This is a genomic window from Roseivivax jejudonensis, assembly GCF_900172265.1.
Lineage (GTDB): Bacteria > Pseudomonadota > Alphaproteobacteria > Rhodobacterales > Rhodobacteraceae > Roseivivax > Roseivivax jejudonensis.
In genome coordinates this window covers 564,945-590,622 of the sequence record NZ_FWFK01000003.1, presented here as the reverse complement: position 1 = coordinate 590,622, position 25,678 = coordinate 564,945, and the positions used below count along the sequence as shown (strand labels likewise).

Annotated in this window: 22 protein-coding genes and 1 tRNA gene; 17 read left to right on the top strand and 6 right to left on the bottom strand. The window is 68.2% G+C overall.

All coding sequences use genetic code 11. The features are described from left to right. Positions 1–43: 43 nt before the first annotated feature. The 8 genes from ROJ8625_RS10690 to ROJ8625_RS10655 all read left to right on the top strand — a co-directional run bounded on the left by ROJ8625_RS10690 (position 44) and on the right by ROJ8625_RS10655 (position 9,208). Positions 44–1,348 carry a TRAP transporter small permease subunit gene (locus ROJ8625_RS10690; RefSeq protein ID WP_085791861.1) on the top strand — a complete coding sequence of 435 codons (1,305 nt, stop codon included), beginning with the start codon at positions 44–46 and terminating at the stop codon, positions 1,346–1,348. A gap of 3 nt (positions 1,349–1,351) precedes the next feature. Next, on the top strand, positions 1,352–2,710 hold the full coding sequence (locus tag ROJ8625_RS10685; RefSeq protein ID WP_085791860.1) for a TRAP transporter large permease: 1,359 nt from the start codon (positions 1,352–1,354) through the stop codon (positions 2,708–2,710). A gap of 68 nt (positions 2,711–2,778) precedes the next feature. Next, positions 2,779–2,854 (top strand) — tRNA-Val (locus ROJ8625_RS10680). A gap of 80 nt (positions 2,855–2,934) precedes the next feature. Beyond that, a complete protein-coding gene (locus tag ROJ8625_RS10675; protein WP_085791859.1) occupies positions 2,935–4,503 on the top strand; it encodes a cytochrome c in 1,569 nt (522 codons plus the stop codon). A gap of 76 nt (positions 4,504–4,579) precedes the next feature. Further along, positions 4,580–5,377, top strand: coding sequence for a glycosyl transferase (locus tag ROJ8625_RS10670; RefSeq protein WP_085791858.1), 798 nt, complete (start codon positions 4,580–4,582; stop codon positions 5,375–5,377). A gap of 115 nt (positions 5,378–5,492) precedes the next feature. Continuing rightward, complete coding sequence (gene fabF / locus ROJ8625_RS10665) at positions 5,493–6,752, top strand: beta-ketoacyl-ACP synthase II (RefSeq protein ID WP_085791857.1); 1,260 nt, start codon at positions 5,493–5,495, stop codon at positions 6,750–6,752. Between the two features lie 4 nt (positions 6,753–6,756). Beyond that, positions 6,757–7,920 carry an endolytic transglycosylase MltG gene (gene mltG / locus ROJ8625_RS10660; protein WP_085791856.1) on the top strand — a complete coding sequence of 388 codons (1,164 nt, stop codon included), beginning with the start codon at positions 6,757–6,759 and terminating at the stop codon, positions 7,918–7,920. A 148-nt stretch (positions 7,921–8,068) separates the two neighbouring features. Further along, entirely contained in the window at positions 8,069–9,208 is a 1,140-nt protein-coding gene (locus ROJ8625_RS10655) for a PAS domain-containing protein (RefSeq protein WP_085791855.1), read from the top strand. 16 nt (positions 9,209–9,224) lie between these two features. Here ROJ8625_RS10655 and ROJ8625_RS10650 read toward each other — a convergent pair whose 3' ends face one another. Further along, the gene (locus tag ROJ8625_RS10650) at positions 9,225–9,965 is read right to left on the bottom strand and encodes a YebC/PmpR family DNA-binding transcriptional regulator (RefSeq protein WP_085791854.1); all 741 of its coding nucleotides are present in this window, start codon (positions 9,963–9,965) and stop codon (positions 9,225–9,227) included. Positions 9,966–10,122: 157 nt separating this feature from the next. Here ROJ8625_RS10650 and ROJ8625_RS10645 point away from each other — a divergent pair, with 157 nt between their 5' ends. From ROJ8625_RS10645 to ROJ8625_RS10615, 7 genes are all read left to right on the top strand, one after another. Next, on the top strand, positions 10,123–10,716 hold the full coding sequence (locus ROJ8625_RS10645; RefSeq protein WP_085791922.1) for a LysE/ArgO family amino acid transporter: 594 nt from the start codon (positions 10,123–10,125) through the stop codon (positions 10,714–10,716). 35 nt (positions 10,717–10,751) lie between these two features. Continuing rightward, positions 10,752–11,663 (top strand): DMT family transporter, encoded by a 912-nt coding sequence (locus tag ROJ8625_RS10640; protein WP_370738472.1) that lies wholly within the window; start codon positions 10,752–10,754, stop codon positions 11,661–11,663. A gap of 109 nt (positions 11,664–11,772) precedes the next feature. Then, complete coding sequence (locus ROJ8625_RS10635) at positions 11,773–11,973, top strand: hypothetical protein (protein ID WP_085791853.1); 201 nt, start codon at positions 11,773–11,775, stop codon at positions 11,971–11,973. Positions 11,974–12,113: 140 nt separating this feature from the next. Next, positions 12,114–13,622: a choline-sulfatase gene (gene betC, locus ROJ8625_RS10630; RefSeq protein WP_085791852.1), complete on the top strand. Its 1,509-nt coding sequence runs from the start codon at positions 12,114–12,116 to the stop codon at positions 13,620–13,622. 8 nt (positions 13,623–13,630) lie between these two features. Beyond that, a complete protein-coding gene (gene betB, locus ROJ8625_RS10625) occupies positions 13,631–15,100 on the top strand; it encodes a betaine-aldehyde dehydrogenase (RefSeq protein WP_085791851.1) in 1,470 nt (489 codons plus the stop codon). A gap of 247 nt (positions 15,101–15,347) precedes the next feature. Further along, positions 15,348–16,988 (top strand): choline dehydrogenase, encoded by a 1,641-nt coding sequence (betA, locus tag ROJ8625_RS10620; protein ID WP_085791850.1) that lies wholly within the window; start codon positions 15,348–15,350, stop codon positions 16,986–16,988. Positions 16,989–17,097: 109 nt separating this feature from the next. Further along, positions 17,098–17,367, top strand: coding sequence for an HP1242/YdcH family protein (locus tag ROJ8625_RS10615; RefSeq protein WP_085791849.1), 270 nt, complete (start codon positions 17,098–17,100; stop codon positions 17,365–17,367). A gap of 41 nt (positions 17,368–17,408) precedes the next feature. On the opposite strand, the gene ROJ8625_RS10610 is transcribed toward ROJ8625_RS10615, so the two are convergent. From ROJ8625_RS10610 to ROJ8625_RS10595, 4 genes are all read right to left on the bottom strand, one after another. Next, positions 17,409–17,936, bottom strand: coding sequence for a glutathione peroxidase (locus ROJ8625_RS10610; protein WP_085791920.1), 528 nt, complete (start codon positions 17,934–17,936; stop codon positions 17,409–17,411). Positions 17,937–18,003: 67 nt separating this feature from the next. Next, on the bottom strand, positions 18,004–20,055 hold the full coding sequence (locus ROJ8625_RS10605) for a capsule polysaccharide biogenesis protein (protein WP_085791848.1): 2,052 nt from the start codon (positions 20,053–20,055) through the stop codon (positions 18,004–18,006). 1 nt (position 20,056) lies between these two features. After that, the gene (locus ROJ8625_RS10600; RefSeq protein WP_234984231.1) at positions 20,057–21,208 is read right to left on the bottom strand and encodes a polysaccharide biosynthesis/export family protein; all 1,152 of its coding nucleotides are present in this window, start codon (positions 21,206–21,208) and stop codon (positions 20,057–20,059) included. A gap of 211 nt (positions 21,209–21,419) precedes the next feature. After that, complete coding sequence (locus tag ROJ8625_RS10595) at positions 21,420–22,712, bottom strand: capsule polysaccharide biogenesis protein (RefSeq protein ID WP_085791846.1); 1,293 nt, start codon at positions 22,710–22,712, stop codon at positions 21,420–21,422. A gap of 104 nt (positions 22,713–22,816) precedes the next feature. Between ROJ8625_RS10595 and ROJ8625_RS10590 the strand changes: the two genes are divergently transcribed. After that, on the top strand, positions 22,817–23,404 hold the full coding sequence (locus ROJ8625_RS10590) for a riboflavin synthase (RefSeq protein WP_085791845.1): 588 nt from the start codon (positions 22,817–22,819) through the stop codon (positions 23,402–23,404). Positions 23,405–23,476: 72 nt separating this feature from the next. After that, positions 23,477–24,391 carry a cation diffusion facilitator family transporter gene (locus ROJ8625_RS10585; protein WP_085791844.1) on the top strand — a complete coding sequence of 305 codons (915 nt, stop codon included), beginning with the start codon at positions 23,477–23,479 and terminating at the stop codon, positions 24,389–24,391. A 21-nt stretch (positions 24,392–24,412) separates the two neighbouring features. On the opposite strand, the gene ROJ8625_RS10580 is transcribed toward ROJ8625_RS10585, so the two are convergent. After that, positions 24,413–25,624: an FAD-binding domain-containing protein gene (locus ROJ8625_RS10580; protein ID WP_085791843.1), complete on the bottom strand. Its 1,212-nt coding sequence runs from the start codon at positions 25,622–25,624 to the stop codon at positions 24,413–24,415. Positions 25,625–25,678 lie beyond the last annotated feature (54 nt).

Genomic DNA, 25,678 nt, shown 5'->3' with positions numbered 1-25,678 from the left:
CCCGCCGGGGGCCAAGACGGACCGCAAGAGGGACCGAGGGGACATGCCCGACATAAGCTACACGCTGCCGCACTGGCTCTATTGGGTGGGGCTGATCGTCTTTCCGCTGATCGCGATGGCGCTGGCGCGCCGTCCGAAGGTGGAGGACAAGCAATACTCGATGTCGCTGGGCTACATGATCCTGGTGACAGGGGGCATGCTTGGCCTGCACCGGTTCTATCTCAAGAGCCTCTGGGGCTTCGTCTTTATCCCGGTCTTCCTCCTCATCCTCTATGCCAACGGGCAGCAGAAGGACGCGCGCGAGGTCGTGTCGAACCTTGCCAACCAGGTGCGCGTCGCAGAGCGTTCGATCGAGCGGGAGGAGCCGCGGGTCGAGGACGCCCGCGCCGAGATCGAGCAATACCGCGCGGATCTGGCCGAGGCCGAGGAGGGATCCTTTACCGAGCGCGCGGCGCAGCGGCGGCTCGACCGGGCCGAAACGACGATTCAGCGCGGCGAGGAGCGGCTCGCGGAGGCGCGCGCGACGCTCGGCCAGATGCAGGTGCCGCTCGAGGAGGCGCGCGGCGACCTGATCTACTGGAACAACTTCGCGCGCTACGCCTTCTACCTGCTTCTGATCATGATGCTGGTCGACGCCGTCCTGATGAAGCGCCTTGTGGTGCAGGCTAACCGCACCATCGAGCCCGACGAGGAGCACGCGAACGAGCAGGCCCTGCGCGATGCCGGGATCGGCGTGTCGACCCCGGATGAAGCTTACGCCGAGAACTGGATCGACCGGCTCTGCCTGCGCGCGGGCGAGTTCGTGGCCTACTGGGCCGTGATCGCGGTCTTCGTCTACTATTTCGAGGTCATCTCGCGCTACGTCTTCAACGCGCCGACGAACTGGGCGCATGAGGCGATGTACCTGATGTTCGGCATGCAGTACCTGATCGCGGGCGCCTACGCGATGCTGACCGAAACGCACGTGCGGGTCGACATCTTCTACGCCACCTGGACACGCGAGAGGAAGGCATGGGTCGATCTGCTGACCTCGATCTTCTTCTTCATCTTCGCCTTCACGCTGCTGGGCACAAGCTTCATCTTCGCGATGGACGCGCTCGCCGTGCCAACGGGCAACGGACTTCTGTCGCAATGGGCGCGCGGCGACATCGCGACGACCGAGATGGTCGCGAACTGGAACTGGGGCCAGTGGACGGACGACAACATCCGCTGGGGCGAGATCAGTTTCAATGAATGGGAGGTGCCGCTCTGGCCCATGAAATGGGTCATGGTGATCGGCGGACTTCTGCTTGTGCTTCAGGGGGTTTCCAAGCTCCTGAAGGACGTCCGGGCACTGCAGGAGGGCTGAGCCATGGGTCTCGAAATCGAAATCGGGTGGCTCACCCTCATCATGTTCGGCTCGCTTCTGGCGCTCCTGATGATGGGGTTGCCGCTGGCCTTCGTCACCGGCGGGCTGGCCTGCGTCTTCCTGTTCATCCTCGGTGACGCGAACGCGCTCAACATCGTGCCGAGCCGCATCTTCCCGCTGATGACCAACTACCAGCTCTCGGCGATCCCGTTGTTCATCTTCATGGCGGCGATGCTCGAGAGGGCCGGCATCATCAACGACATGTTCGACGTGATCTACAAGATCCTCGGCGGTCTGAAGGGCGGTCTGGCGGCCGCGACGATCATGGCCTCGACGCTGCTTGCGGCGATGGTCGGCGTGATCGGTGCGGCAGTGGTGACCATGGGGATCATCGCGCTGCCCGCGATGCTCAATCGCGGCTACGATCCGAAGATCGCGATGGGGTCGATCATGGCCGGCGGCACGCTCGGTATCCTGATCCCGCCGTCGATCCTCGCGATCATCTACGCGGTGGTGGCGGAGCAGTCGGTGGGCGAGCTGTTCATCGGCGCGGTGTTCCCGGGTCTTCTGCTATCGGGAATGTACATTTTGTACGTTGTGGGGCTCAGTTACATCAGTCCACGGCTCGGGCCGCCGATCCCCGATGAGGAGCGGATCCCGTTCGCGGAGAAGGTGCAGCTGATCTCCCGCATGGCGGCGCCGATCCTGCTGATCGTCATCGTTCTGGGCGTGATATTCTCGGGCGTGGCGACGCCGGTGGAGGCGGCGGGCATCGGCACGTTCGGCGCATTCATCGTCGCGGCGATCCACCGCAAGCTCGACTGGCAGACAGTGCGCGAGGCCTGCCTGACCACGCTCAAGGCGAGCGCCATGGTGATCTGGATCATGTTCGGCGCGACGATCTTCGTCGGGCTCTACGTGCTCGAGGGTGGCCAGCAATTCGTGAACGACGCGCTCGCCGCGACGGGGCTTGGCCCGTGGGGCATCCTGATCCTGATGCAGATCCTGCTGGTCGCGCTGGGCATGTTCCTCGACTGGGTGGGGATCCTGCTGCTGTGCGTGCCGATCTTCGTGCCGATCGTGAAGGCGCTCGGAGCCACCGCGTTTGGCCTGTCCGATCCCAACGAACTCGTTCTGTGGTTCGGCGTCCTTTACCTCGTCAACATGCAGATGAGCTTCCTGTCGCCGCCGTTCGGATACGCGCTGTTCTACCTGCGCGGCGTCGCGCCGCCGGAAATCCCGATGGGCGACATCTTCAAGGCGGCGTTGCCGTTCCTCGCTCTGCAGATCGTCGGGCTGGTGCTGTGCATGGTCTTTCCCGGGATCATCACGTGGCTCCCGGGGGTGGTCTACGGACCCTGACGCGGCGCGTGCCAAAGCCTCTTGATGCCGCTGTCGGCGGAGGCTAGACCCGGATCGCGGCGCGGTCCGGGTCGTTAGCTCAGCTGGTAGAGCGTCTCGTTTACACCGAGAATGTCGGCGGTTCGAATCCGTCACGACCCACCACGCGCGCGCGCCGGTTGCCGGCGGGCGCGGGCGGCCTAGCTCCATTTGTCAAGGTATCACACGGACAAAGGAGCGGTCTGATGAGCGGCCTTTCCCTGCGCAGCCTGCTGGCCGTTTCGGCCGCAGGTGCCTGTTTCTTTTTGCCCGGCGTCGCCGCGGCACAATCCAATGGCACCGCGACGGACGACGGTCCGGCAGACCTTGTCGCGCAGGGGGAATACCTCGCGACGCTGGGGGGATGCAAGCACTGCCACAGCGCCGATGCCGGCGCCTACGCCGGGGGCGTGGTGCTCGAGACACCGTTCGGTGAACTCGTCGGACCCAACATCACGCCCGACCCCGAGACCGGAATCGGCACCTGGACGCGCGAGGATTTCGAGGGCGCCCTGCGCCGCGGCGTGACGAAGGATGGTGGGCCGCTCTACCCGGCGATGCCGTACAATTCCTACACGCTGCTGAGTGACGAGGACATCAACGCGCTCTGGGCCTACTTCCGGTCGATCGAGCCGATCGAGCACGAGGTTCAGGTGATCCAGCTGCCGTTCCCGTTCAACGTCCGTCGCGGCGTCGAGGTGTGGCAAGCGCTTTACTTCGAAGCCGGGCGGTTCGAGCCCGACATGTCGAAGAGCGAGCAGATCAACCGCGGCGAATACCTTGCAGAGGGGCTCGCGCACTGCACGTCGTGCCACACCCCGCGCAACGCCATCGGTGGCCCGGTCGAGGACCGCCCCTACCAGGGTGCGCTGGTCGACGGCTGGTATGCTCCGAACATCAGCGGATCGGCCGGTTCGGCGCTCGAGAAGTTCGATCACGACACGCTGACCGCCTATCTCGCCAACCAGAACCCGGACGGGCTCGCGGCGTTCGGCGCGATGTACCAGGTGACGACCAGCCTTCAGGATGCGCGCGAGGCGGATGTCGAGGCGATCTCGGCCTACATCCTCGACCGCGCCGAAGAGGACGAAGAAGGCCGCACGGCCGAACTCGAGGATATTCCGGAGGACGTTCTGTCCAGCGGCCAAGCCATCTACGAAGGTCAGTGCCTCGCCTGCCACGGCTCGGACGGCATGGGCGGCGGCAACGCCGCGCGGCTTGTCAACAACGGTGGCGTGAACGCGGAATCGCCCACGAACGTGGTGAACGTGCTCCTGATGGGGATCGAGGCGCGCAATGGCTGGAGCGCCATGCCGAGCTTCGCGGAGACGCTGACCGACGAGGAGATTTCGGACGTCACGAACTATGTCCGGCGCGAATGGGACAACGACGGCATCGAGGCGGCGACGCCCGAGCTGGTCGCGGCCCGCCGGCCCGATGCCGAGACCGAGATGAGCCTCGAACTCGTGACCAGCTGCCCGGCGGCGCCCCAAGGGCTGAGCCTGCCCGCCGGAGTGCAGAGCAGCGTTGCCGACCTGGCGAACCGCACGGTCGAGCCCGAGGCCCTCGAACCCATCGTGTCGGGCTATTCCAGCGCCGAGCCGGACGTGAGCTACGGCGACGCGATCGCGGTGCTCACGGCGAGCTACTGCCAAGCGCTCGCCGAGGTCGAGCCCGAGGTGAACCGCGCCGTGTTCCTCGACCGCCAATTGGCGTTCATGGACGCGACCAACGATGCATTGCGCGCCGCGGGCAAAGAGCCGGGCGGCGAGTGATCCGAAAGCAGGGCGGCGCCACCGCGCGCCGCCCGCAGTATTGCGGGCGCGGGCGGGCCCGGATAAGCCGCGCTGCATGACCCGCGCGACCATCGTCTGCATCAAGTGGGGGACGGCTTTCGGCCCCGACTACGTGAACCGCCTGTATTCCGGTGTGCGGCGGAACCTGTCGCGGCCTGTTCGCTTCCTGTGCATGACCGACCGCGCCGAGGGGCTGCATCCAGACATCGAGATCCTCGATCTGCCGAGCGAGCCGTTCCGCGCGCAGATGGATGCCGCGCTGGCCGTCGCGAACCGACAGGGCGCGATGCGCAAGGTGTCGCTGTTCCGCTCAGGGGCGATCCCCGATCTCGACGGTCCGGTCCTGGGCTTCGACCTTGACGTGGTCATCACCGGCGCGCTCGATCCGATCCTCGACCTGGCCCCGGGCACGGTCGCGATGCGTCATGACTGGACGGAAAAGCGCAAGGGGCGCACGACCGGCCACGGATCCGTCTTTCGCTACGATCCGCGGCACCACGGGTTTCTCTACGACGATCTGGCCGCCGACGCCTACGCCGAAGTCGAGGCCGCGCGCGGGTCAGAGCAGCGATACACCTCGCACAAGGCGATGGATCGCGGCGTTTTCACATATATTCCGGATCCTTGGGTCGTATCGTTCAAGTACGACTGCAACCCCTTTCCACGCAACTGGATCCGGCCCCCGCGGTTGCCCGAGGACGCCCGCGTGGTGTGTTTTCACGGGCGGCCGAAGATGTCCGAGGCGGTCGACGGGTATAATGCGTCGCTGATCCGCCGGTCGAAACCCTGCGCTTGGCTGCGCGCGCACTGGATCGATGCGGCGCGGGACGATCTCGGTCCCGGCTGGGCCTGAAAACGGCGCGTCCGTCGGCGGGGATCCGACCGTTCGCGGTCCCGCTCGCTCTTGCTCCTGTCCCCGCCGGCGGGATATGAGCGAACCGCAGAAGAGGTCGAGAAGGGCAGTCAGCATGCGTCGCGTCGTCGTCACCGGAATGGGTCTCGTCACACCGCTCGCCTCGGGCGTGGAAGAGAGCTGGTCGCGTATCCTGGCAGGTCGCTCGGGCGCCGGAACGATCAGCAAGTTCGACGCCTCGCACCTCGCCACGACCTATGCCTGCGAGGTTCCCTATGGCGACGGGTCGGACGGCACCTTCAACCCCGACGAGTGGCTCGCGCCCAAGGAGCGGCGCAAGGTCGACGATTTCATCCTCTACGGCATCGCTGCCGCCGAACAGGCCGTCCGGCAGGCGGGCTGGAAAGAGGTGACCGACGAGCAGAAGCTTCGCACCGGCGTCATGATCGGCTCGGGCATCGGCGGTCTGAACTCGATCGCCGAGACCGCTTACCTCATTCGGGACAAGGGGCCGCGGCGCGTGTCGCCGTTCTTCATCCCGGGCGCGCTGATCAACCTCATCTCGGGCCAGGTGTCGATCCGATACGGCTTCAAGGGGCCGAACCACTCGGTCGTGACCGCGTGTTCGACCGGCGCACACGCGATCGGCGACGCGGCGCGGCTGATCCGCGACGATGATGCCGACGTGATGATCGCCGGCGGCGCCGAGAGCGCGATCTCGGAAATCGGCATCGCCGGTTTCAACGCCTGCAAGGCGCTGTCGACGAAGCGCGGCAACGCCCCCGAAACGGCCAGCCGGCCCTACGACAGCGACCGCGACGGCTTTGTCATGGGCGAGGGCGCGGGCATTGTGGTGCTGGAGGATTACGAGCACGCAAAGGCGCGGGGCGCGACGATCTATGCCGAGGTCGTGGGCTACGGGCTGTCCGGCGACGCCTACCACATCACCGCGCCGGCCGAGGACGGCGACGGCGCCGAACGGTCGATGCGCGCCGCGTTGAAGCGCGCCGGGATCGCGCCCGGCGATCTCGACTACATCAATGCGCACGGCACCTCGACGATGGCCGATGTGATCGAGCTGGCGGCCGTCGAACGGATGCTGGGCGACGCCGCGTCGAAGGTCACCATGTCCTCGACGAAGTCGGCGACCGGGCACCTGCTCGGGGCCGCCGGCGCGATCGAGGCGATCTTCTCGATCCTCGCGATCCGCGACCAGGTGGCGCCGCCGACGATCAACCTCGACGATCCGGCGGTGGAGACCGCGATCGACCTTGCGCCGAACGGCAAGCGCGAGCGCGAGATCACCTACGCGCTGTCCAACTCCTTCGGTTTCGGCGGCACCAACGCGAGCGTTCTCTTCGGCAAGGTGGCCTGACCCCATGTGGCGACACATCGCCTCCAACGCGCTGACGTTCCTCGTGGTGCTGGTTTTCGTCGGCGGCGGCGCGCTCATCTGGGCGCAGCGCAGCTACCAGGAGGCCGGCCCGCTGACCGAGCCGATCTGCCTCGACGTGCCGCGCGGCACGAATATTTCCCGCGTGTCCGAGGACCTGGAGGGGCAAGGCGCGGTGAGCTCGTCGGTGCTGTTCCGCCTTGGCGCGGATTACGCCGACAAGAGCGCGCAGCTAAAAGCGGGATCCTATCTCGTGCCCGAGGGCGCCTCTATGGCCGAGATCGTCGATATCGTGACGCGCGGCGGCGCGTCGACCTGCGGCACCGAGGTCGTCTATCGCATCGGCGTCACCGCGGCCGCGGTCGAAGTGCGCGAGGTCGATCCCGCGACTGGCCGTTTTGCCGAGGTGATGGAGTTCGACCCGGCCTCCGAAGAGCCGCCGGAGCGTTTCGCCGAGGTACGCGATGCTTCCGGCACGCGCTTTCGCGTCGCCCTGGCCGAGGGCGTGACCTCGTGGCAGGTGGTCGAAGAGCTCAATTCCGTGGACGTGCTCGAGGGCGAGGTCGAGGTGCCGGCCGAGGGCTCGCTCGCGCCGGACAGCTACGAGATCGTGCCGGGCGACAGCCGGGCCGACCTGATCGACCGGATGCAGCAGGCACAGGAGACAATCCTCGCCGAAGCCTGGGCCAACCGGGCGGACGAACTGCCGCTCGAGACTCCGGCGGATGCCCTGATCCTTGCCTCTATCGTCGAAAAGGAGACCGGCGTGGCCGAAGAACGCCCGCAAGTCGCGAGTGTCTTCGTCAACCGTCTGCGGCGCGGCATGCGGCTCCAGACCGACCCGACGGTGATCTACGGTATCACCGAGGGCGAGGGTACGCTGGGCCGCGGCATCCGGCAATCCGAGCTGCGCGCGGCAACGCCCTACAACACCTACGTGATCGAGGGGCTGCCCCCCACGCCGATCGCCAACCCGGGGCGCGCGGCGATCGAGGCGGCGCTCAATCCCGCGGAGACAAGCTACGTGTTCTTCGTGGCGGACGGCACCGGCGGGCACGCCTTTGCCGAGACGCTCGACGAGCACAACCGCAACGTCGCGCGCTGGCGCGAGATAGAGGCGGAGCGCGCATCGGAGACCGAGGCGAACTGACGAATTCGCAACGGCGCAGTTGCCGAGAGCGCAATGGGAAGACATACCCTGTGTCTTATCTGACGGGATTGTGTATCAGCTTGGAATGTCTCTAGACGCGGTGAGCGTGTAGAGCGCTGCTTCGGATTGAAGCGGGGGACCGAAGACCATGACCGGCATGTCGGAACAGGGAGCCGAGGCGCTCGTTGGCAGCGCGGTGCGCCATTCGTCGCTGTCTATCGTGCTGACCGATCCACGCCTCGACGACAATCCGATCACGTACGTGAACGACAGCTTTCAGCGCACGACGCTCTACAGCCGTGATTTCGCGCTCGGTCGCAACTGCCGCTTCCTGCAGGGTGAAGAAACCGATCCCGCCGATGCGCAGGCGCTGCGCGATGCGGTCAAGGAGGCGCGCCAGTTCGAGCTGACCATCGTCAATCACAAGGCCGACGGCACGCCCTTTCTCAATCACCTGATGATCTCGCCCGTGCACGACGAGAACGGCACGCTGGTGGCCTTCTTCGGATTGCAGCGCGAGGTGGAGCGCGAGCACGAAGAGATGGCGCGCAACGAGGCCAACAAGGTGCGCGACCGCTCGGTCGACATGCTGCGCGAGCTTCAGCATCGGGTGAAGAACCACCTTGCCATGGTGGTGTCGATGATCCGGATGCAGGCGCGGCGGGACGTGACGCCGGACAGCTTTTCGGCGCTGTCGCGGCGGATCGAGGCGCTTGCGCTGCTGTACGAGGAGCTGTTCAAGCTCAACATCGATCCGCGGGCCGGTCGCGAGGCGATCGACGCGGGCGCGTATCTGAGTCGGATCGCCTCGGTCCTGTCGGGCATCGAGGGTCGCGAGGCCGTGCGCGTCAACGTGGTGTGCGACGAGGTCGAGCTGTCGGTGGATCAGGCCGCGCGGTCGGGTCTTCTGCTGTCCGAACTGGTGACCAACGCGCTCGAACATGCGTTCGAGTCGCGCGACCGCGGCGCGGTTTCGGTGCACTTCGGGCTGGCCGATGACGGGCGCGTGGAACTCGTGGTCGAGGATGACGGGATCGGCCTGCCGAACGGCAGCAACTGGCCGTGGGGCGCCGACAGCCTGTCGGAGCAGCGCGCCCGCGCGGCCGAGGGCGATGGCCCGCTCGACACCACGGGCGAGGGCGCGGAGCCGGGCGTGGGCGGATCGATCGTCGTGGCGTTGGCCCGCTCGCTCGATGCCGAAATCCAGGTGACGCGGCTCGACCCGGGCAGCCGGGTCGAAATCCGCTTCTCGCGCGAGGCATCGGACGCCGAGGCAACGGCCGAGTAACCGGCCGCGCCGGTCGTCAGAGCTGCGCGAGGACCTCGTCGGATGCTTCGAAGTTCGTAGTGACGCGCTGGACGTCGTCGTCGTCCTCGAGCGCGTCGATCAGCTTCATCAGCGACTGCATGCCGTCGAGATCGAGCTCGGTCGTGTTCTGCGGTTTCCAGACGAGCTTTGTCGATTCACTTTCGCCGAGCGCCTCTTCCAGCGCCGACGACACGTCCGCGAGGTCGGTGTCGGTGCACCAGATCACGTGGCCGTCCTCGGAGCTTTCGACATCCTCGGCGCCGGCTTCGATCGCGGCCTCGAGCACCGTTTCGCTGTCCCCGACAGAGGCCGGGTAGACGATCTCGCCCTTGCGCTCGAACATGAAGCCGACCGATCCGGTCTCGCCCATGTTGCCGCCGTTCTTGGAGAACGTCGCGCGGACATTGGCGGCGGTGCGGTTGCGATTGTCGGTCATGGCCTCGACGATCACCGCGACCCCGTTCGGCCCGTAGCCCTCGTAGCGGATCTCTTCGTAGGCGTCGCCTTCGCCGCCGGTCGCCTTCTTGATGGCGCGGTCGATGTTGTCCTTGGGCATCGACTGGCCCTTGGCCTCCTTCACCGCCATGCGCAGACGCGGGTTCTTCTCGGGGTCGGGATCACCCATCTTGGCGGCGACGGTGATCTCCTTCGAGAGCTTCGAGAAGAGCTTGGAGCGCGCGGCGTCCTGCCGCCCCTTGCGGTGCTGGATGTTCGCCCATTTGGAGTGGCCGGCCATGGTCGTGCCTCGTGCGATCGCCTGTTCTGAAATCGAGCGACTCTATAGGGCAGGGCGGGGGAGAGGGGCAAGAGCGCGCCGCCAGCGGGCGCCGTGCGGGCGCGCTGGTCTTCCTTCGCGGCAGGGGATAGGCCCTTGCCGCATGTCCGGTTCCGTCCTGACCTCTGCGCTGGCCGGTTTTACGCTCGGCCTGTCCCTGATCCTGGCGATCGGGGCGCAGAACGCGTTTGTCCTGCGCCAGGGGCTGGCGCGGCGCCATGTGCTTCCCGTGGTTTTGACCTGTGCGGTGTCGGACGCGGTTCTGATCGCGGCCGGGGTGTCGGGCATGGGCGCTCTGGGCGCGGCGGTGCCGTGGTTCGCGCCGGCCATGCGCTGGGGCGGGGCGGCCTTCCTGATCTGGTACGGCGCCCGCGCGCTGCGCGCGGCATGGCGCGGTGGTGCAGCGATGGGCGCGAGCGGCGCGGCAGAGGGATTGCGCGGCGCCCTGCTGACGTGCCTCGCGCTGACCTGGCTGAACCCGCATGTCTACCTCGACACGGTGGTGCTGCTCGGTGCGGTCTCTGCGGGCTACGACAGCCGTCCGGCCTTCGGCGCGGGGGCGGTCTGCGCGTCGTTCGTGTTCTTCTTCGCGCTCGGCTACGGTGCGCGGGCACTGGCGCCGCTCTTTGCCCGTCCGGCCGCGTGGCGTGTGCTCGACGCCGGAATCGGACTGACCATGTGGGCGATCGCCGGGTCGCTGATCCTGACATGAGGGGCGGGTTGCAAAATCCGTCCGAGGCGCGTCCGATGCCCGCCATGGACGACCAGGCGAACCGGCCCGTCGCGGGCATTCTGTGGATGATCGTGACCGGTTTCTGCTTCGTCATGGTCACCGCTCTGGTCAAGACTCTGGGCGGGCGGATCCCGGCCGCCGAGAGCGCGTTCCTGCGCTACCTCCTCGGGCTCGTGTTCCTCGTCCCGGCGTGGCGGCAGTTGGCCGGGCTGAAGCTGACGGCGCGCGACTGGCGGCTCTTCGGGGCGCGCGGGGTGTTTCATACGCTGGGCGTCATCTGCTGGTTCTACGCGATGACGCGGATCCCGATCGCCGAGGTGACGGCGATGAACTACCTCAACCCCGTCTATGTCTCGATCCTCGCCGTGTTCTTTCTGGGCGAGAGAATGGCGGCGCGGCGCATCCTGGCGATCGTCGCTGCCCTCGCCGGCGCGCTCTTGATCCTGCGGCCGGGGTTTCGCGCGCTCGATCCGGGACATGTCGCGATGCTGTTCACGGCGCTCCTGTTCGCCGGCAGCTACCTGACGGCGAAAATCCTGTCTGGTGCGCATTCCGCGGCGATCGTCGTTGCGATGCTGTCGATGACGGTAACCGTGGGCCTCGCGCCCTTCGCGCTGATGGACTGGGTGACGCCCAGCTGGGGCGAGCTTGCGATCCTCATGGGGGTCGCGTCCTTCGCCACGGCGGGTCACTACAGCATGACGCGGGCTTTCGCCGCCGCGCCGGTGACCGTCACCCAGCCGGTGACGTTCCTTCAGCTGGTCTGGTCGGTGGCGATCGGCGCGACTTTCTTCGGCGAACCGCCCGATCCGTTCGTGATCGCCGGTGGCGGCGTGATCATCGCCGCAGTGACGTTCATCACCTGGCGTGAGGCGCGCCTGCGGCGTCGGGGCGTGACGCCGCCGATCCACGCAACAAAGGGCTGAATGGCGGCCTTTTGTTTCCTGTCGGGAAATTGCCGTTAGGGAAGCAAGGTCTCGCCTTATTCCGCGGCAAAGCTCCGGGTCACAAAAAAAGACCTACGGAGTGCCCAGCATGTTTGCCAATTCCACGTCGCTGACGGAAAATTTCCGCGATATCCGCGACTTCATCCTGACCGAGCGCGCAAAATCGGTGTCGGAGCGCGAGTGGCGCTTCCGCCTGCGCGGCTATGGTTACGGCCTGCGCAAGATCGACGCCGGCTACGAAGTCGCGCGCCTGCCACAGAACACGGTGCTTGGCGTGATCGAGGCCTGACCTCCGATGCCAGACACATCCTGACGGCCCGGCCGATCCCTCCGGATCCGCCGGGTCTTTTCATATCCGGAGATGAGGTTGATTGACGAGTCAATCAGCGTCGTTTAGCCATGGCCCCGTCTGCAATCGACGGAGGCCAGATGAGCGCGCCCAACATCCTCGTTTTGATGGTCGATCAGCTGAACGGCACCCTGTTCCCGGACGGCCCGGCGGACTGGCTGCACGCGCCCAACCTCAAGCGGCTCGCGGCGCGGTCGACGCGGTTCGCGAACGCCTATACCGCCTCGCCACTCTGCGCGCCGGGGCGTGCATCGTTCATGTCCGGGCAGTTGCCGTCGATGACCCGCGTCTATGACAATGCCGCCGAGTTCTCGTCCGACATCCCGACCTACGCGCATCATCTGCGCCGCGCGGGCTACCAGACATGCCTGTCGGGCAAGATGCACTTTGTCGGCCCCGACCAGCTGCACGGCTTCGAGGAGCGTCGGACGACCGACATCTACCCCGCCGATTTCGGCTGGACGCCCGACTACCGCAAGCCGGGCGAGCGGATCGACTGGTGGTATCACAACCTCGGCTCGGTGACCGGCGCGGGAGTCGCCGAGATATCGAACCAGATGGAATACGACGACGAGGTCGCCTTCGAGGCGGAGCAGAAACTCTACGATCTCGCGCGCGGGCACGATGCGCGGCCGTGGATGCTGACGGTCAGCTTCACCCACCCGCACGATCCCTACGTGACGCGCCGCCAGTACTGGGATCTCTATGCCGACTGTCCGGAGCTCGCGCCGAAGCGGCCGCCGCTGGCCTACGACGCGCACGACCCGCATTCGCAGCGGATCTTCGACGCTAACGACTGGCGCAGCTTCGAGATTTCCGAGGACGACGTGGCCCGGTCGCGCCGCGCGTATTTCGGCAACATCTCGTATCTCGATGACAAGATCGGCGGCATCCTCGATGTGCTGGAGCGCACGCGGCAGGAGGCGATCGTCGTATTCGTATCGGACCACGGCGACATGCTCGGCGAGCGGGGGCTGTGGTTCAAGATGTCGCTCTACGAGGGCTCGGCCCGCGTGCCGCTGATGATCGCCGCGCCCGATATGGCGCCGGGCCTGATCGAGGCGCCGGTCTCGACGATCGATGTCTGCCCGACGCTGTGCGAGCTCGCCGGCGTGTCGATGGCGGCGGTGATGCCGTGGACCGAGGGCGAAAGCCTCGCCCGGCTGGGGCAGGGCGGTACGCGACGCAGCCCGGTGGCGATGGAATACGCGGCCGAAGCCTCGATCTCGCCGCTGGTCGCGTTGCGCGACGGGCGGTGGAAATACACCAATTGCGCGGTCGATCCCGAACAGCTTTTCGACCTCGAGGCGGACTCAGACGAGATGACGAACCTCGCGGAGGACCCCGCTCACGGCGCAACGCTGGAGCGCTTCCGCGAGATGGCGGCCCTGCGCTGGGACCTCGAACGCTTCGACGCGGAGGTGCGCCAAAGCCAGGCGCGGCGGCACGTGGTCTACGAGGCGCTTCGGCAAGGCGGCTACTACCCGTGGGATTTCCAGCCGCTCAAGTCGGCGTCGGAGCGATACATGCGCAATCACATGGACCTGAACGTCGTGGAGGAGAGCCAGCGCTTTCCGCGCGGCGAGTGAGGCGGACAATGAGGCAGACGAACAGACCCGATGCGCGCCCGCGCGCAAGCCACTTCATCGACGGCGTCTACGTGGAAGACGACGCGGGCGAGACGATCGACGTGATCTACCCCGCGACTGGCGAGGTGATCGCGACCGTGCACGCGGCGACCCAGGCCGTGATCGACCGCGCCTTCGAGAGCGCGCGCGCGGCGCAGGCCGCATGGGCCGCGACGCCGCCGCGCGAACGTGGCCGGGTGCTGACCCGCGCCGCGCAGATCCTGCGCGAGCGCAACCGCGAGATGTCCATCCTCGAGACGATGGATACCGGCAAACCGCTGCAGGAGACGCTCGTCGCGGACGCCACGAGCGGGGCCGACGCACTCGAGTATTTCGGCGGGATCGCGGCCGGACTGACCGGCGAGCACATCCCGCTCGGCGAGGACTGGGCCTACACGATCCGCGAGCCGCTGGGTGTCTGCGTGGGAATCGGCGCCTGGAACTACCCCACGCAGATCGCCTGCTGGAAGGCGGCGCCGGCGCTGGCCTGCGGCAACGCGATGGTCTTCAAGCCGTCCGAGACCACGCCGCTCTGCACGCTCAAGGTCGCCGAGATCCTGATCGAGGCCGGCCTGCCGGCGGGGCTTTTCAACGTGGTGCAGGGGGCGGGCGCCGTGGGCGGCGCGCTGACGACCGATCCGCGCGCCGACAAGGTGTCGCTCACCGGGTCGGTGCCGACAGGGCGCAAGGTGTATTCTGCCGCCGCGGAGAGCATGAAGCACGTCACGATGGAGCTCGGCGGCAAGTCCCCGATGCTGGTCTTCGACGATGCCGATCTCGAGGACGCGGTCGGCGGCGCGATCCTCGGCAATTTCTATTCGTCCGGGCAGATCTGCACCAACGGCACGCGGGTCTTCGTGCAGAAGGGACTGCGTGCGCGGTTCGTCGAGCGCATGGCTGAGCGGATGCGGGACGCCGTGATCGGCGATCCGCTGGACGAGGCGACGAATTTCGGCCCTCTCGTTTCGGCGCGGCAGATGGAGATCGTCGAGCGCTACCTGAAGATCGCCGAGGACGAGGGCGCGCGGCGCGTCGTCGGCGGCGAGCGGCTCGACCGGCCGGGCTATTGGCTGACGCCGGCGCTGTTCGACGGCGTGACGGACGACATGACGATGGCCCGCGAGGAGATCTTCGGCCCGGTCCTGTCGGTGCTTGAATTCGACGACGAGGACGAGGGCATCGCGCGCGCCAACGCGACCGAGTTCGGCCTTTCGGCGGGCGTGTTCACCCGCGACATCGGCCGGGCGCACCGGGTGATCGGGCGGCTGCGCGCGGGCACGTGCTTCATCAACTCCTACAACGACGCGCCGGTCGAGATGCCGTTCGGCGGCGTGAAGATGTCGGGGATCGGCCGCGAGAACGCAAAGGCGGCGATCGAGCACTACAGCCAGGTGAAGTCCGTCTACGTGCGGATGGGGCGCGTCGAGGCGCCCTTCTGAGGGCTCTCATCCGCCCTCGCGGGCGTCTTCGACCGCGCCGGTCCCGGGATCGCGGCCGGTCGCGGAGCGGATGCGCGGGAGAGTTTGCTGAGAGGCGCTCGAGGGGCAGGTCTGCCCCCCGAGGCGCCACATCGAGTGTGATGGGCCCGCCGCCCGAGCCTCAAGGACGCTTCGCGCCGCCTGCCGGCGGTGGCCTGTCGGCCATCCTTGACCCTCGGGCGACGCGCCGCGGCGGGAGATGTGTGTGATGGAAGCGGATTACGTGATCGTCGGGGCCGGAAGTGCCGGCTGCGCCATGGCCTACCGGCTGGTCGAAGCCGGAAAGTCGGTGATCGTGGTCGAACATGGTGGCTGGGACGGCGGGCCGTTCATCAACATGCCGGGCGCGCTGAGCTACCCGATGAACATGCCGATCTACGACTGGGGCTACGCGTCGGAGCCCGAGCCGCACCTCGGCGGGCGGCGGCTGGCCGCGCCGCGCGGCAAGGTGATCGGCGGGTCGTCGTCGATCAACGGCATGGTGTACGTCCGCGGCCACGCGATGGATTTCGATCATTGGCGCGAGGCGGGTGCGGATGGCTGGGGCTATGCCGACGTGCTCCCGTACTTCAAGCGGATGGAGACGAGCCACGGCGGCCAGCCGGGCTGGCGCGGCACCGACGGGCCGCTTCACGTCAGCCGCGGGCGCCGCGAGAACCCGCTGACCCGCGCCTTCGTCGCCGCCGGGATCGAGGCCGGTTACGAGGCGACGGAGGATTACAACGGCGAGAAGCAGGAAGGGTTCGGCGCCATGGAGGCGACGATCCATCGCGGCCGCCGGTGGTCGGCAGCCAAGGCCTACCTGCGGCCGGCGCAGCGCATGGGTGCCGAACTCTACCACGGCGAGGTGCGGCGCGTGACGATCGAGGCGGGCCGTGCCACCGGTTTGGAGGTCGTGCGCGGCGACGTGCGCGAGACGATCCGCGCGCGGCGCGAGGTGATCCTGTCGGCGTCGGCCTTCAACACACCGAAGCTGCTGATGCTGTCGGGGATCGGGCCGGGCGCGCACCTGTTCGAGCACGGGATCCCGGTGGTGGCGGACCGCCCCGGCGTGGGCGGCAACCTGCAGGATCATCTCGAACTCTACATCCAGATGTCTGCGACGCAGCCGGTGAGCCTCTTCAAGTACTGGAGCCTCCTCGGCAAGGCGTATGTCGGCGCGCGGTGGTTGCTGACGAAGACCGGTCCGGGCGCGTCGAACCAGTTCGAGAGCGCGGCCTTCGTGCGATCGCGCGCGGGCGTTCCGTACCCGGATATCCAGTATCATTTCCTGCCGCTCGCCGTGCGCTACGACGGGCAGGCCGCGGCCGAGGGACACGGGTTCCAGGCGCATGTGGGGCCGATGCGCTCGCCCTCGCGCGGGACGGTGCGGCTGCGTGCGGGAGATCCGTGCGCCGCGCCCGAGATCCGGTTCAACTACATGAGCCACGACACGGACTGGGCCGATTTCCGGCGTGCGATCCGGATGACGCGCGAGATCTTCGCCCAACCGGCCTTCGCCGCCTATGCCGGTGACGAGATCCAGCCGGGCGCCGAGGCGCAGTCGGACGCGGAACTCGACGCCTTCGTGCGCGATCACGCGGAGAGCGCCTACCATCCCTGCGGCACGGCGCGGATGGGCCGGCGCGACGATCCCGAGGCTGTAGTCGATCCCGAGGGCCGGGTGATCGGCGTCGACGGGCTTCGCGTGGCTGACAGCTCGATCTTCCCGCGCATCACCAACGGCAACCTGAACGGGCCATCGATCATGGTCGGCGAGAAGATCGCCGATCACGTGCTGGGGCGCCGGCTGCCGGCCGAGAACGCGGTGCCGTGGGTGCATCCCGAATGGGAGACGTGCCAGCGCTGAGGCGAAGCGGCCCGGCGGTCGATTCCCTTGATCCGGATCAAGGCGCCCGTGCACCCGGGCGGCAATCCTGCATGCGAGACCCGAAACAGATCGCATCAAGGAGAGCACCATGACCCACACGCCGCACCGCCTCGTCGACGACTTTCCGGAACATCGCGAGACGATCCACGACCTGCGCCGCAGCGACGCGCATTTTGCCCGGCTCGTCGCGGAGTACGAAGAGGTCAACGACGCGATTCACCTGTCGGAGATCAACGCTCGGCCGCTCGAGGACCTCGAGGAGATGCTGAAGCGCAAGGAGCGCGCGGCGCTGAAGGATGCGATCTACGCGATGCTGACGCGCGCCGCGCTGGGAGAAGTGCCGCGCGCCGAGGCCTGAGCGACGCGTTCGCGGAAGCCGATCCGCGGCGGATAGGGGCCTCAGGACTTCGGCAGGAGCGCCTCTATCCGCGACGTGATCTCGGACGACAGCGGGCGCTGCGTCGAGCCCCAGGTGCCCGCGACGCGTCCCGTGCCGTCGATCAGCACCTTGTTGAAGTTCCACGACGGCGCGAAGCCCTCGGTCTCGGCCAGCCAGCGGTAGAACGGGTGGGCCTCGTCGCCCCGCACCGACGTGATCGTCGTCATCGGCAGGTCGAGACCGAACGTCATCTCGCAGAACTCCTTCACCTCCGCCTCGCTTCCGAGCTCCTGGCGGAAGTCGTTCGACGGCACGGCGAGGACGACAAGGCCCGAGTCGCGGTAGCGGTCGTAGAGATCCTGAAGCGCCGCATACTGGTCGGTGAAGGCGCAGCGCGAAGCGGTGTTGACCACGAGAACCGGCCGGCCGGACCAGTCGGCGCTGTCGATGGTTCCGCCATCGATCGACGGGAAGCTGAAGCGTTCGAGGGCCGCAGCCGGTGCCGCGAGCGTCAGCATGAGGGCGAGAGCGGAAAGCAGGCGGATCATGTCGGTCCCCATTCGTCGATGAGCGGCCAGATAGCGGCCGGCGCGGCGGTTTCCAGCGCCCGGCGGATCACCGCCACAGGTCCGCGCGGCTGGCCAGAAGACCCTGCAGCTTCGACAGCGCGCGATTGCCCAGACCGGGGTGCGCGACCGCGCCGGTGGCGAGGCGTTCGGCGACGATCTCGGGCGGGCAGGGCTGGCCGGTGAGCGGGTCGACGTAGCGCGGATAGGCGATCAGCGCGGCGTGAACCAGCCCTTCGATCGTCGGACGCGGCCCGCCCAGACGGCGCGCGGGCACCGGACCGACATCGCGCGTGAGACCCCAGCCAGCGTAGAACGGCGCGCCGAGCGTGGTCACCCGCCGGGCTCGCAGGAGCGCCTCGAACCCGGTGAGAGAGGTCAGTGTCCAGACCTCGTCGACCGCGTCGAGCAGGGGCGCAATGTCGCCCGTCGCGGTCATGTCGGCCCAGCGTTCGGGCGCGTCGACCGCGCCGGGGCGCAGGCCGGCCACGACGTCGGGATGCGGTTTCCAGATGATCGCGGCGTCGGGGTTCTCGGCTCGGACGCGGGCGAGAAGCGCGGCGTTCGAGCGCATCTCGGGGCTGCCGAGCCGGATGGAGGCGTCATCCTCCACTTGTCCGGGCACGAGGATGCGGCGCCCCTCGGGCAGGGTCGCGAGGTCGGGCAGAGCCCCGGAAAGGTTGTACTTGGACAGCCCGCGCGACACGAGGATGTCGATCAACCCGCGCGCCCGGGCGCGGGCGTCCTCCGGCAGGTCGGCGCTGTCGGCGATCAGGCGTTCGAGCCGCGAGGGGCGCCGCGGATCGTAGTAGATGCCCAAGTCGTCGGCGACGAGCGAGGCCGGCGGGACGAGCTTCGCCCCGAGCCCGCGCGAGCGCAGGAAGCCGTCCTCGATCCGCACGGTGCCCTCGGCTTCGGTGTCGCGTGCCTTGCCGGCCCAGACCATGACGCGGCGGCCGTCGCGTGCGGCGAGCCCGGCCGCGCGGTCGGGATCGTTTTCGAAGACCACGCCCCGCGGGACGCCGAAGGCCCTCTGCAGCGGGCCGCGTTTCCACAGCCGCATGCCGCGCGCGACCCAGCCCGCGCGATCCTCGCGCCAGGCCCGCGCGCGGGCCTCGAGCGCGCCTATGACGTCCTCGATGTCACCGCGCCGGTCGCGATAGGGATCGTACCAGACCGGGTAGAGGATCGCCGCGCCGGCAAAGAGCTGTGTGCGGGACAGCCGGCGCTCGCGCCGCGGGACGGGGCGATCGTCCTCGGTCAGCCCCCAACCCGCGTAGAAGGGCTGTCCGAAAACGCGGGGGCGATGCCCGGCGAGGATGGCCTCGAAGCCCATCTGCGAGGAGACGGTATAGACGGCGACGGCGCCCTCCAGAAGCGTCCAGGGCGAGACCTCGGCGTCGCAGAAGGCGACGCGCGCGGAGAGGTCGGAGTCGTCGAAATGCCCGGGACGGAAGCCGCGGGCCGTTTCGGGATGCGCGCGGATGAGGATGCGCGCGCCGGGGTGTTCCTCCTGCGCAAAGACGAGCATCTCGCGGAAGCGCGCGGCGTCGGCGCCGCTCGCCCGGACCGAGGCGTCGCCACGGGTCTGGTCGACCACGAGCACGTAGCCGGGCTCGGGCGCCGGCACGTCCGGGAGCGTCGCGCTGAACTTCGACAGGTGCGCGCGGCGGAGGCGCGCGATGGCGTGGCGGGCGCGGGTCATCAGCGCGGCATCGTCGAGGGGATGGCTTGCCAGCAGCGTCTCGAGATCCGAGGGGCGGGCGGCGTTGAAATGCACGCCCGCGCTGTCGATCAGGAGCCCGAGCGGCGGCTCGCCGGTGCGCCCGGGGTCGAGCGAGCGCAGCCACGCATCCTCGATCCGCAGGAGCGGCGCGCCGGTCCGGGCCGCGACGCGTTCGCCGCGCCAGGCATGGGGCGAGGCGCCCCAGACCGCGACCGCGTCGTTGCCCGTGGGCCAGCCCGGCGCGACCTTCCAGCCAGCGGTCGCGAGGATGCGGCGGATGCGGGCGTCGCGCAGAAGGCCGAGTGCGTAGACGCGACAACGCCGGGGCGAGACCGCCCCGGCGTCGTCGGGTTCGTCCGGGCCCGGTCGGGCCATGTCAGCCGCCGGCGGCGGAGAGCGTTTCCGATGTCGTGGCCAGCGTCGAGACCGTCCCCAGCGTGCCGGTGACCGACGAGATGACCTTGCTCCACTGGGTGAAGGGCGCCTCGGTCACGTAGACGGTGTCCTGGTCGCGGATGACGAAATCGCGTGCGGTGAACATGCCGTTCGGTTGCGTCAGGTCGAGCACGTAGACCAGACGCTGCGCGCCGATCAGGTCGGTGCGCCCGAGCACCTGGTTGGCGATCTCGGCCGGTTCGTTGCGGAAGACGAAGACGCCCGTCGGGTCCGACGCCGTGGCGACGAGGCCGCCAACCTGCGCCAGCGCCTCGACCGCCGAGATGGTCTGGCTCTCGAACGGCACGCGCGCCTGCGTGCCGAACGCGCCGAGCGCGGTGAAGGATCGGGTGTCCTCCTCCACGAGGATCTTGTCGCCGCCGCGCAGGGCGATGTCCATCGCGGGATGATCGTAGAGATCCTGGAACCATACGGTTCCGGTGTGGCCACCGCGCTGCAGCTTCACCTGCGCGATCTCGGGGGAAATGGCGACGCCGCCGGCGTTGGCCAGCATGGCGCCCAGCGTGCGGGTCGGCCGCTCGATCGGGTAGACACCCTGCGCGCCGACCGCGCCGAGGATCGACACGGTCTGGCCGTCGCCGGCGAGGCGGCGCACCTGGACTTGCGGGTCCGGCGTCTGGTCGCCGAGGCGGTCGGTGATGATCCGGCGCACGGCTTCGGTCGAGTTGCCGGCGGCGCGGATGCGTCCTGCATACGGCACGAAGATGAAGCCGGATCCGTCGACCTGCACCTCTTCCAGCACGGTGGCATTCGCGCCCGTGCCGGCGAGAAGGCCGTCGTCGACGTTCTCCCAGATGGTCAGGCCGAGCGAGTCGCCCGGCGAAATCGTGTCGGAGCCGACGACGCCGGCATTTCGAAGCTGGTCGGTGAAGCCCAACGCCGGGACGACGGCGGTGGCGCGGGTCACGCGATCGTTCACCTCGACGACGAAGGCGTCGCCTTCACGCTGGACCGAGCCCGCGAAGATCTCTCGCTTGTTCGGGCCGACGCGCGGCAGGCCGCACGACGCAAGGAGGGACGCCGCGACGACGATCGCGACCCCCCGCGTCCATCGGGATGGGGATCGTTGCACTGCTCGGTCTCCTCGACCTGTTCTTGTCTGCCTCGGTGTCTTTTTCGCCACCGTAGCAAAGTTTCGTGGAAACGGAAGATTGTAGACGATTCGCCCAACCGGGCCGGGGCCACGGTGTTGCGGCAGGGCCGCGGTGCCGCGCATGGCGTGCAGACGCGGACGGCATCGCTGGCCGGGGATGCGGCGGCCGAAGCGGCGGTGTCGGCGCGGCTCAGGTGACCGCGCGCAATGGCGGGCGCGGGGCGGCGGTGCCGCGCCGGAGCGCGTCGTAGGGATCGTCGGCCGCCAGCATCATGTCGACGACCTGCCGCAAGAGCTGACGCCGGCCTCGGGACGAGTAGAAGCCACCGGGCAGCTGGCTCGTTTCGAGAAGGTAGCGGCGATACTGGCGGTACGCGCGGGCGTCGGGCCGGGTCGGCGTGGCAAAGAACTCGGGCAGCGGCTGGTCGGACACGAACTCGGGCTTGGCGTAGACCGCGTCGCCGAAGACCTTGAGGGGGATGCCGCGCCAGAGCACCTGCTGCGCGGCGGTCGAATTGACCGTCACCGCGGTGCGCGCGTCGTTGAGCAGCCGCGCGAGCTTGCCGCCGCGAACGAAATGCACCCGATCGGCCACGCCGTGATCGACCGCCAGCCGGCGGATCGTGCGCCGCAGCGGCACGCGGCCGTCCTCGAGCGGATGCGCCTTGAAGACGAGGTGATGGTGGCCCGGCGCGCCCTCGGCAAAGCCGCGCACGACGACCTCCAGAAAATCGGTCAGGGTCTCGAACGGCGAATGGCGCTGGAAGCTCGCGTCGTGTTCGAGCTGCAGAAGCGCGAGATGGTAGGGAAAGCCGCCGCGCCGGATCCGCGACTGCGCCACAAACCGCTCAGCGGCGATCAGCGGCATCAGCAGCAGCCTGCGGAGGTAGAGCGCGAATTCCTGCGCCACGCCGAGGCCGCGATGCGGGCGGAAGTTGCGGTAGTCGCCGTTCCGGAAGAGCACGAAGAAGTGGTAGAGCGCCCCGTAGAAGACATGATGGCGCATGTCGCCCCAATGCGCGGGCGGCAAGGGAGCTTCCATGTCCGAATGCTGCAGAGCCGCGCGCATGTCATCGACCGACATCGTCATGAGCCGCGAGTGGCCGTTCGATCCGCCGCGTTCGTAGGTGATCCAGTAGGGCCGCATGTAGCCTTCCTCGAACACGTGCACGGTGAGGCCCCGGGCGCGCGCCGCGTCCACTGCCTCGGCATGGATGCGGCGAACGTCGCCATAGAGCACGAGATCTGTCACGCCCTTTTCGGCGCAGATCCGGCCCATTGTGTCCGGCCAGTCCGCTGCCGATCCGCTGTAGGGCAGGTAGCTTTCCGGGTGGAACCAGAAGGCCCGGTCGCCGGCGTTGAAGCCCACGCGCCAGACCTCGGCCCCGGTCTTGCGCAGCATCGCGCCGAGCCGGTGGAAGAACGGCCCGTGCGGCCCCTGCAGGAAGAGAAAAACCCGTCGCTCTCCGGTTGCCATGACCATGTGGCGCGTCTATTCCCCGCATCGTTCGCGCCGCGATCCTACGCAGGGATGCCGGCGAAATTAAGGCCCGCGCCACTGCCGGGCCGGGCCCGGAAGGGGACAGCATGTTTACCGGAATTGTGACCGATATCGGCGAGATCCGCGAGCTCGAGCAGCGGGGCGACCTGCGGGCGCGCGTTGCCACGGCCTATCCGACCGCGACGATCGACATGGGCGCCTCGATCGCCTGCGACGGGGTCTGCCTGACGGTCGTCGGCACCGGGTCCGACTGGTTCGACGTGGAGATCAGCGCCGAGACCGTGTCGAAGACCAATCTGGGTGCATGGAACGTGGGCTACCGGCTGAATCTCGAACGCAGCCTCAAGGTCGGCGACGAGCTTGGCGGGCATATCGTGTCCGGACACGTGGACGGCGTCGCCGAGGTCGTGGCGATCACCGATGACGGCGACAGCACGCGGGTCATGCTGCGCGCGCCCGAGGCGCTGGCGCGGTTCATCGCACCGAAGGGATCGGTCGCGCTGAACGGGACATCGCTGACCGTGAACGAAGTGTCGGGCGCCGATTTCGGCATCAATTTCATTCCGCACACCAAGCAGGTCACGACCTGGGGCGCGGTCGAGGTCGGAGATCGCGTGAACCTCGAGATCGACACGCTGGCCCGCTACGTCGCACGCCTGACCGAAGCGGGGTGACGGGCAGCGGGCGCAGCCCTTGCCGCGCCAGCGGGCCCGCGCCATCCTCTTGGGTGGAAAGCGAGACATGCCATGCCGCATGACAGCGGGCATCATCACGTCGATCCCGAGGCCGGCGACGGTCGCGTCGCCGCGGCCGTGGGCCTCAATGTCGCGCTGACGGTGGCGCAGATCGTCGGCGGGATCGTTTCGGGCTCCCTCGCGATGATCGCCGATGCGATCCACAACCTCTCGGACGCCACCGCGCTGGTCATCGCCTTCGTCGCGCGCCGGATCGCGCGGCGGCCGGCCGATGCCGACATGACCTTCGGCTATCGCCGGGCCGAGGTCGTGGCCGCGCTCGTCAACTACACGACGCTGGTCGTGATCGGGCTCTACCTCGGTTACGAGGCGATTCACCGCGTCTTCGCCCCCGAACCGGTGACCGGCTGGATCGTGGTGATCGTCGCCGGCATCGCGTTGATCGTCGATTTGGGCACCGCGGCGCTGACTTACGCGATGTCGAAGGACAGCGTGAACATCCGCGCGGCCTTCGTGCACAACGTGGCCGACGCGCTGGGGTCCGTCGGGGTGATCGCGGCGGGAACGCTGATCCTGCTCTTCGGCTGGGTCTGGGTCGATCCGGCGGTGACGCTGCTGATCGCGGGCTACATCCTCTGGACGAGCCTCGGAGAGATGCCCGAGGTGATCCGGATCCTGATGCTCGGCTCGCCGGAGGACATGGATTCCGAACGCGTCGTGGAGGCCGTGCGCGAGGTGCCCGGCGTCGCCGGCGTGCATCACGCGCATCTGTGGCTGATGAGCCAGCACACGGTGTCGTTCGAGGCACATGTCGCTGTCGAGGCCGGGGCGTGGGACCGGGCCGACGAGATCAAGGCGCGCGTGAAAATGGCGCTGTCGGATCGGTTCGGGATCGGCCATTCGACGCTGGAGCTCGAGTGTGCGGTTCATGCCTGCCGCGATGTGCCGGTCTTCGGCGCGGCCTGAGGGGGCCGGGCAGGGCGGCGGTCAGGCGACCTCGACCCCCTTAAGCGCCCCGAGCAGCTTCGGGATCTTGTCCTTGAACTTGAAGAACCCGGCGGTCGCGTAGGGCCACGCGCGGGCGTCGAACGGGCGCAGCCGGCGGATCACCGGCACCTCGTCGATCCCGGCGATGATATCGGCGGCCGGGCCGACCGGCGGATACGAGGTCACGATCTGCTCTGCACCATGCTCGCGCGCCCACGCGGCGATGGCCGATGCGCTGTCGAGCGCGTAGGTCACCGGTCCCAGCACATCGCCGTGCTGCGCGACCGCGTCGGCCAGCGCGCCATCGCGGAACGCCTTCACGTGCGGCGCGGGCTCCAGGTGCGAGATGCCGCCGGTCGCGTCGAGCGTGGCCGTGGCGACCGGCGCCGGTCCGTCCTCGAGCATCCAGCCGGGCGCGCAATCGTCCTCGTGAAGCAGCAGGACCGTGCGGCGCTCGCGGTCGGGCGTGTCGCCCTCGGGCGGGGCCATGCGCTCGGGATTGGGGGTGCCGTCCACAGGCGCGGCTTCTCCGGCCAATTGGTATTTCGGATGAAACCGCTCGTTCGTGTATTTGCGGATGTTCGAGGCCCGCGCGAGATAGGTCTTGTCCGGCGTGTGCAGCCCGCCGACCCAGCGCCAGCCGAGCGTGTTCGACGCCGGGTCGCCGTCGCAGAGATGGCGCAGGAAGAAATCCGCACCGAGCGCCCAGGGCAGGCGCAACGTGAACATCCAGATCGAGGCGAACCACATCCGCGCATGGTTGTGCAGGTAGCCGGTTTCGACGAGTTCGTGCGCCCAATGGTCGAAACACTCGATGCCGGTTTCGCCGCGGCAGGCGGCCTCCCACTCCTGACGCAGGCCGGACTGGGTCTGCACGTCGTCCCAGGCCTGGTCGCGTTCGCCCTTGTAGGCCGACCAGACCGTCGGGCGCATCTCGAGCCAGCCCTTGGAGTAGGTGCGCCAGAACATCTCGTCGATGAACTTTCCGGCGGCCGAGCGGCTGTGCTCTTCGAGCACGGCGCGCAGCGCCTCTTCCTCGGTCACGAGCCGCGTTCGGAAGTAGGGCGAGAGTTGCGAGACGTGGTCATGCGCGCCCGACCCGAGATCGAAGTTGCGGTTCGTCTGGTAGTCCTTCCCGGCCCGCGGCACGAACTGCGCCAGCCGGTCGAGGCCGGTTTCGCGGGTCGGGGGAAAGTGCTCGAGCGCCTGCATCGCCGGTCCTCCAGAGGTGGTTTCGCGGGCAGTTAGCGGGCGCCTAGCGGGCTT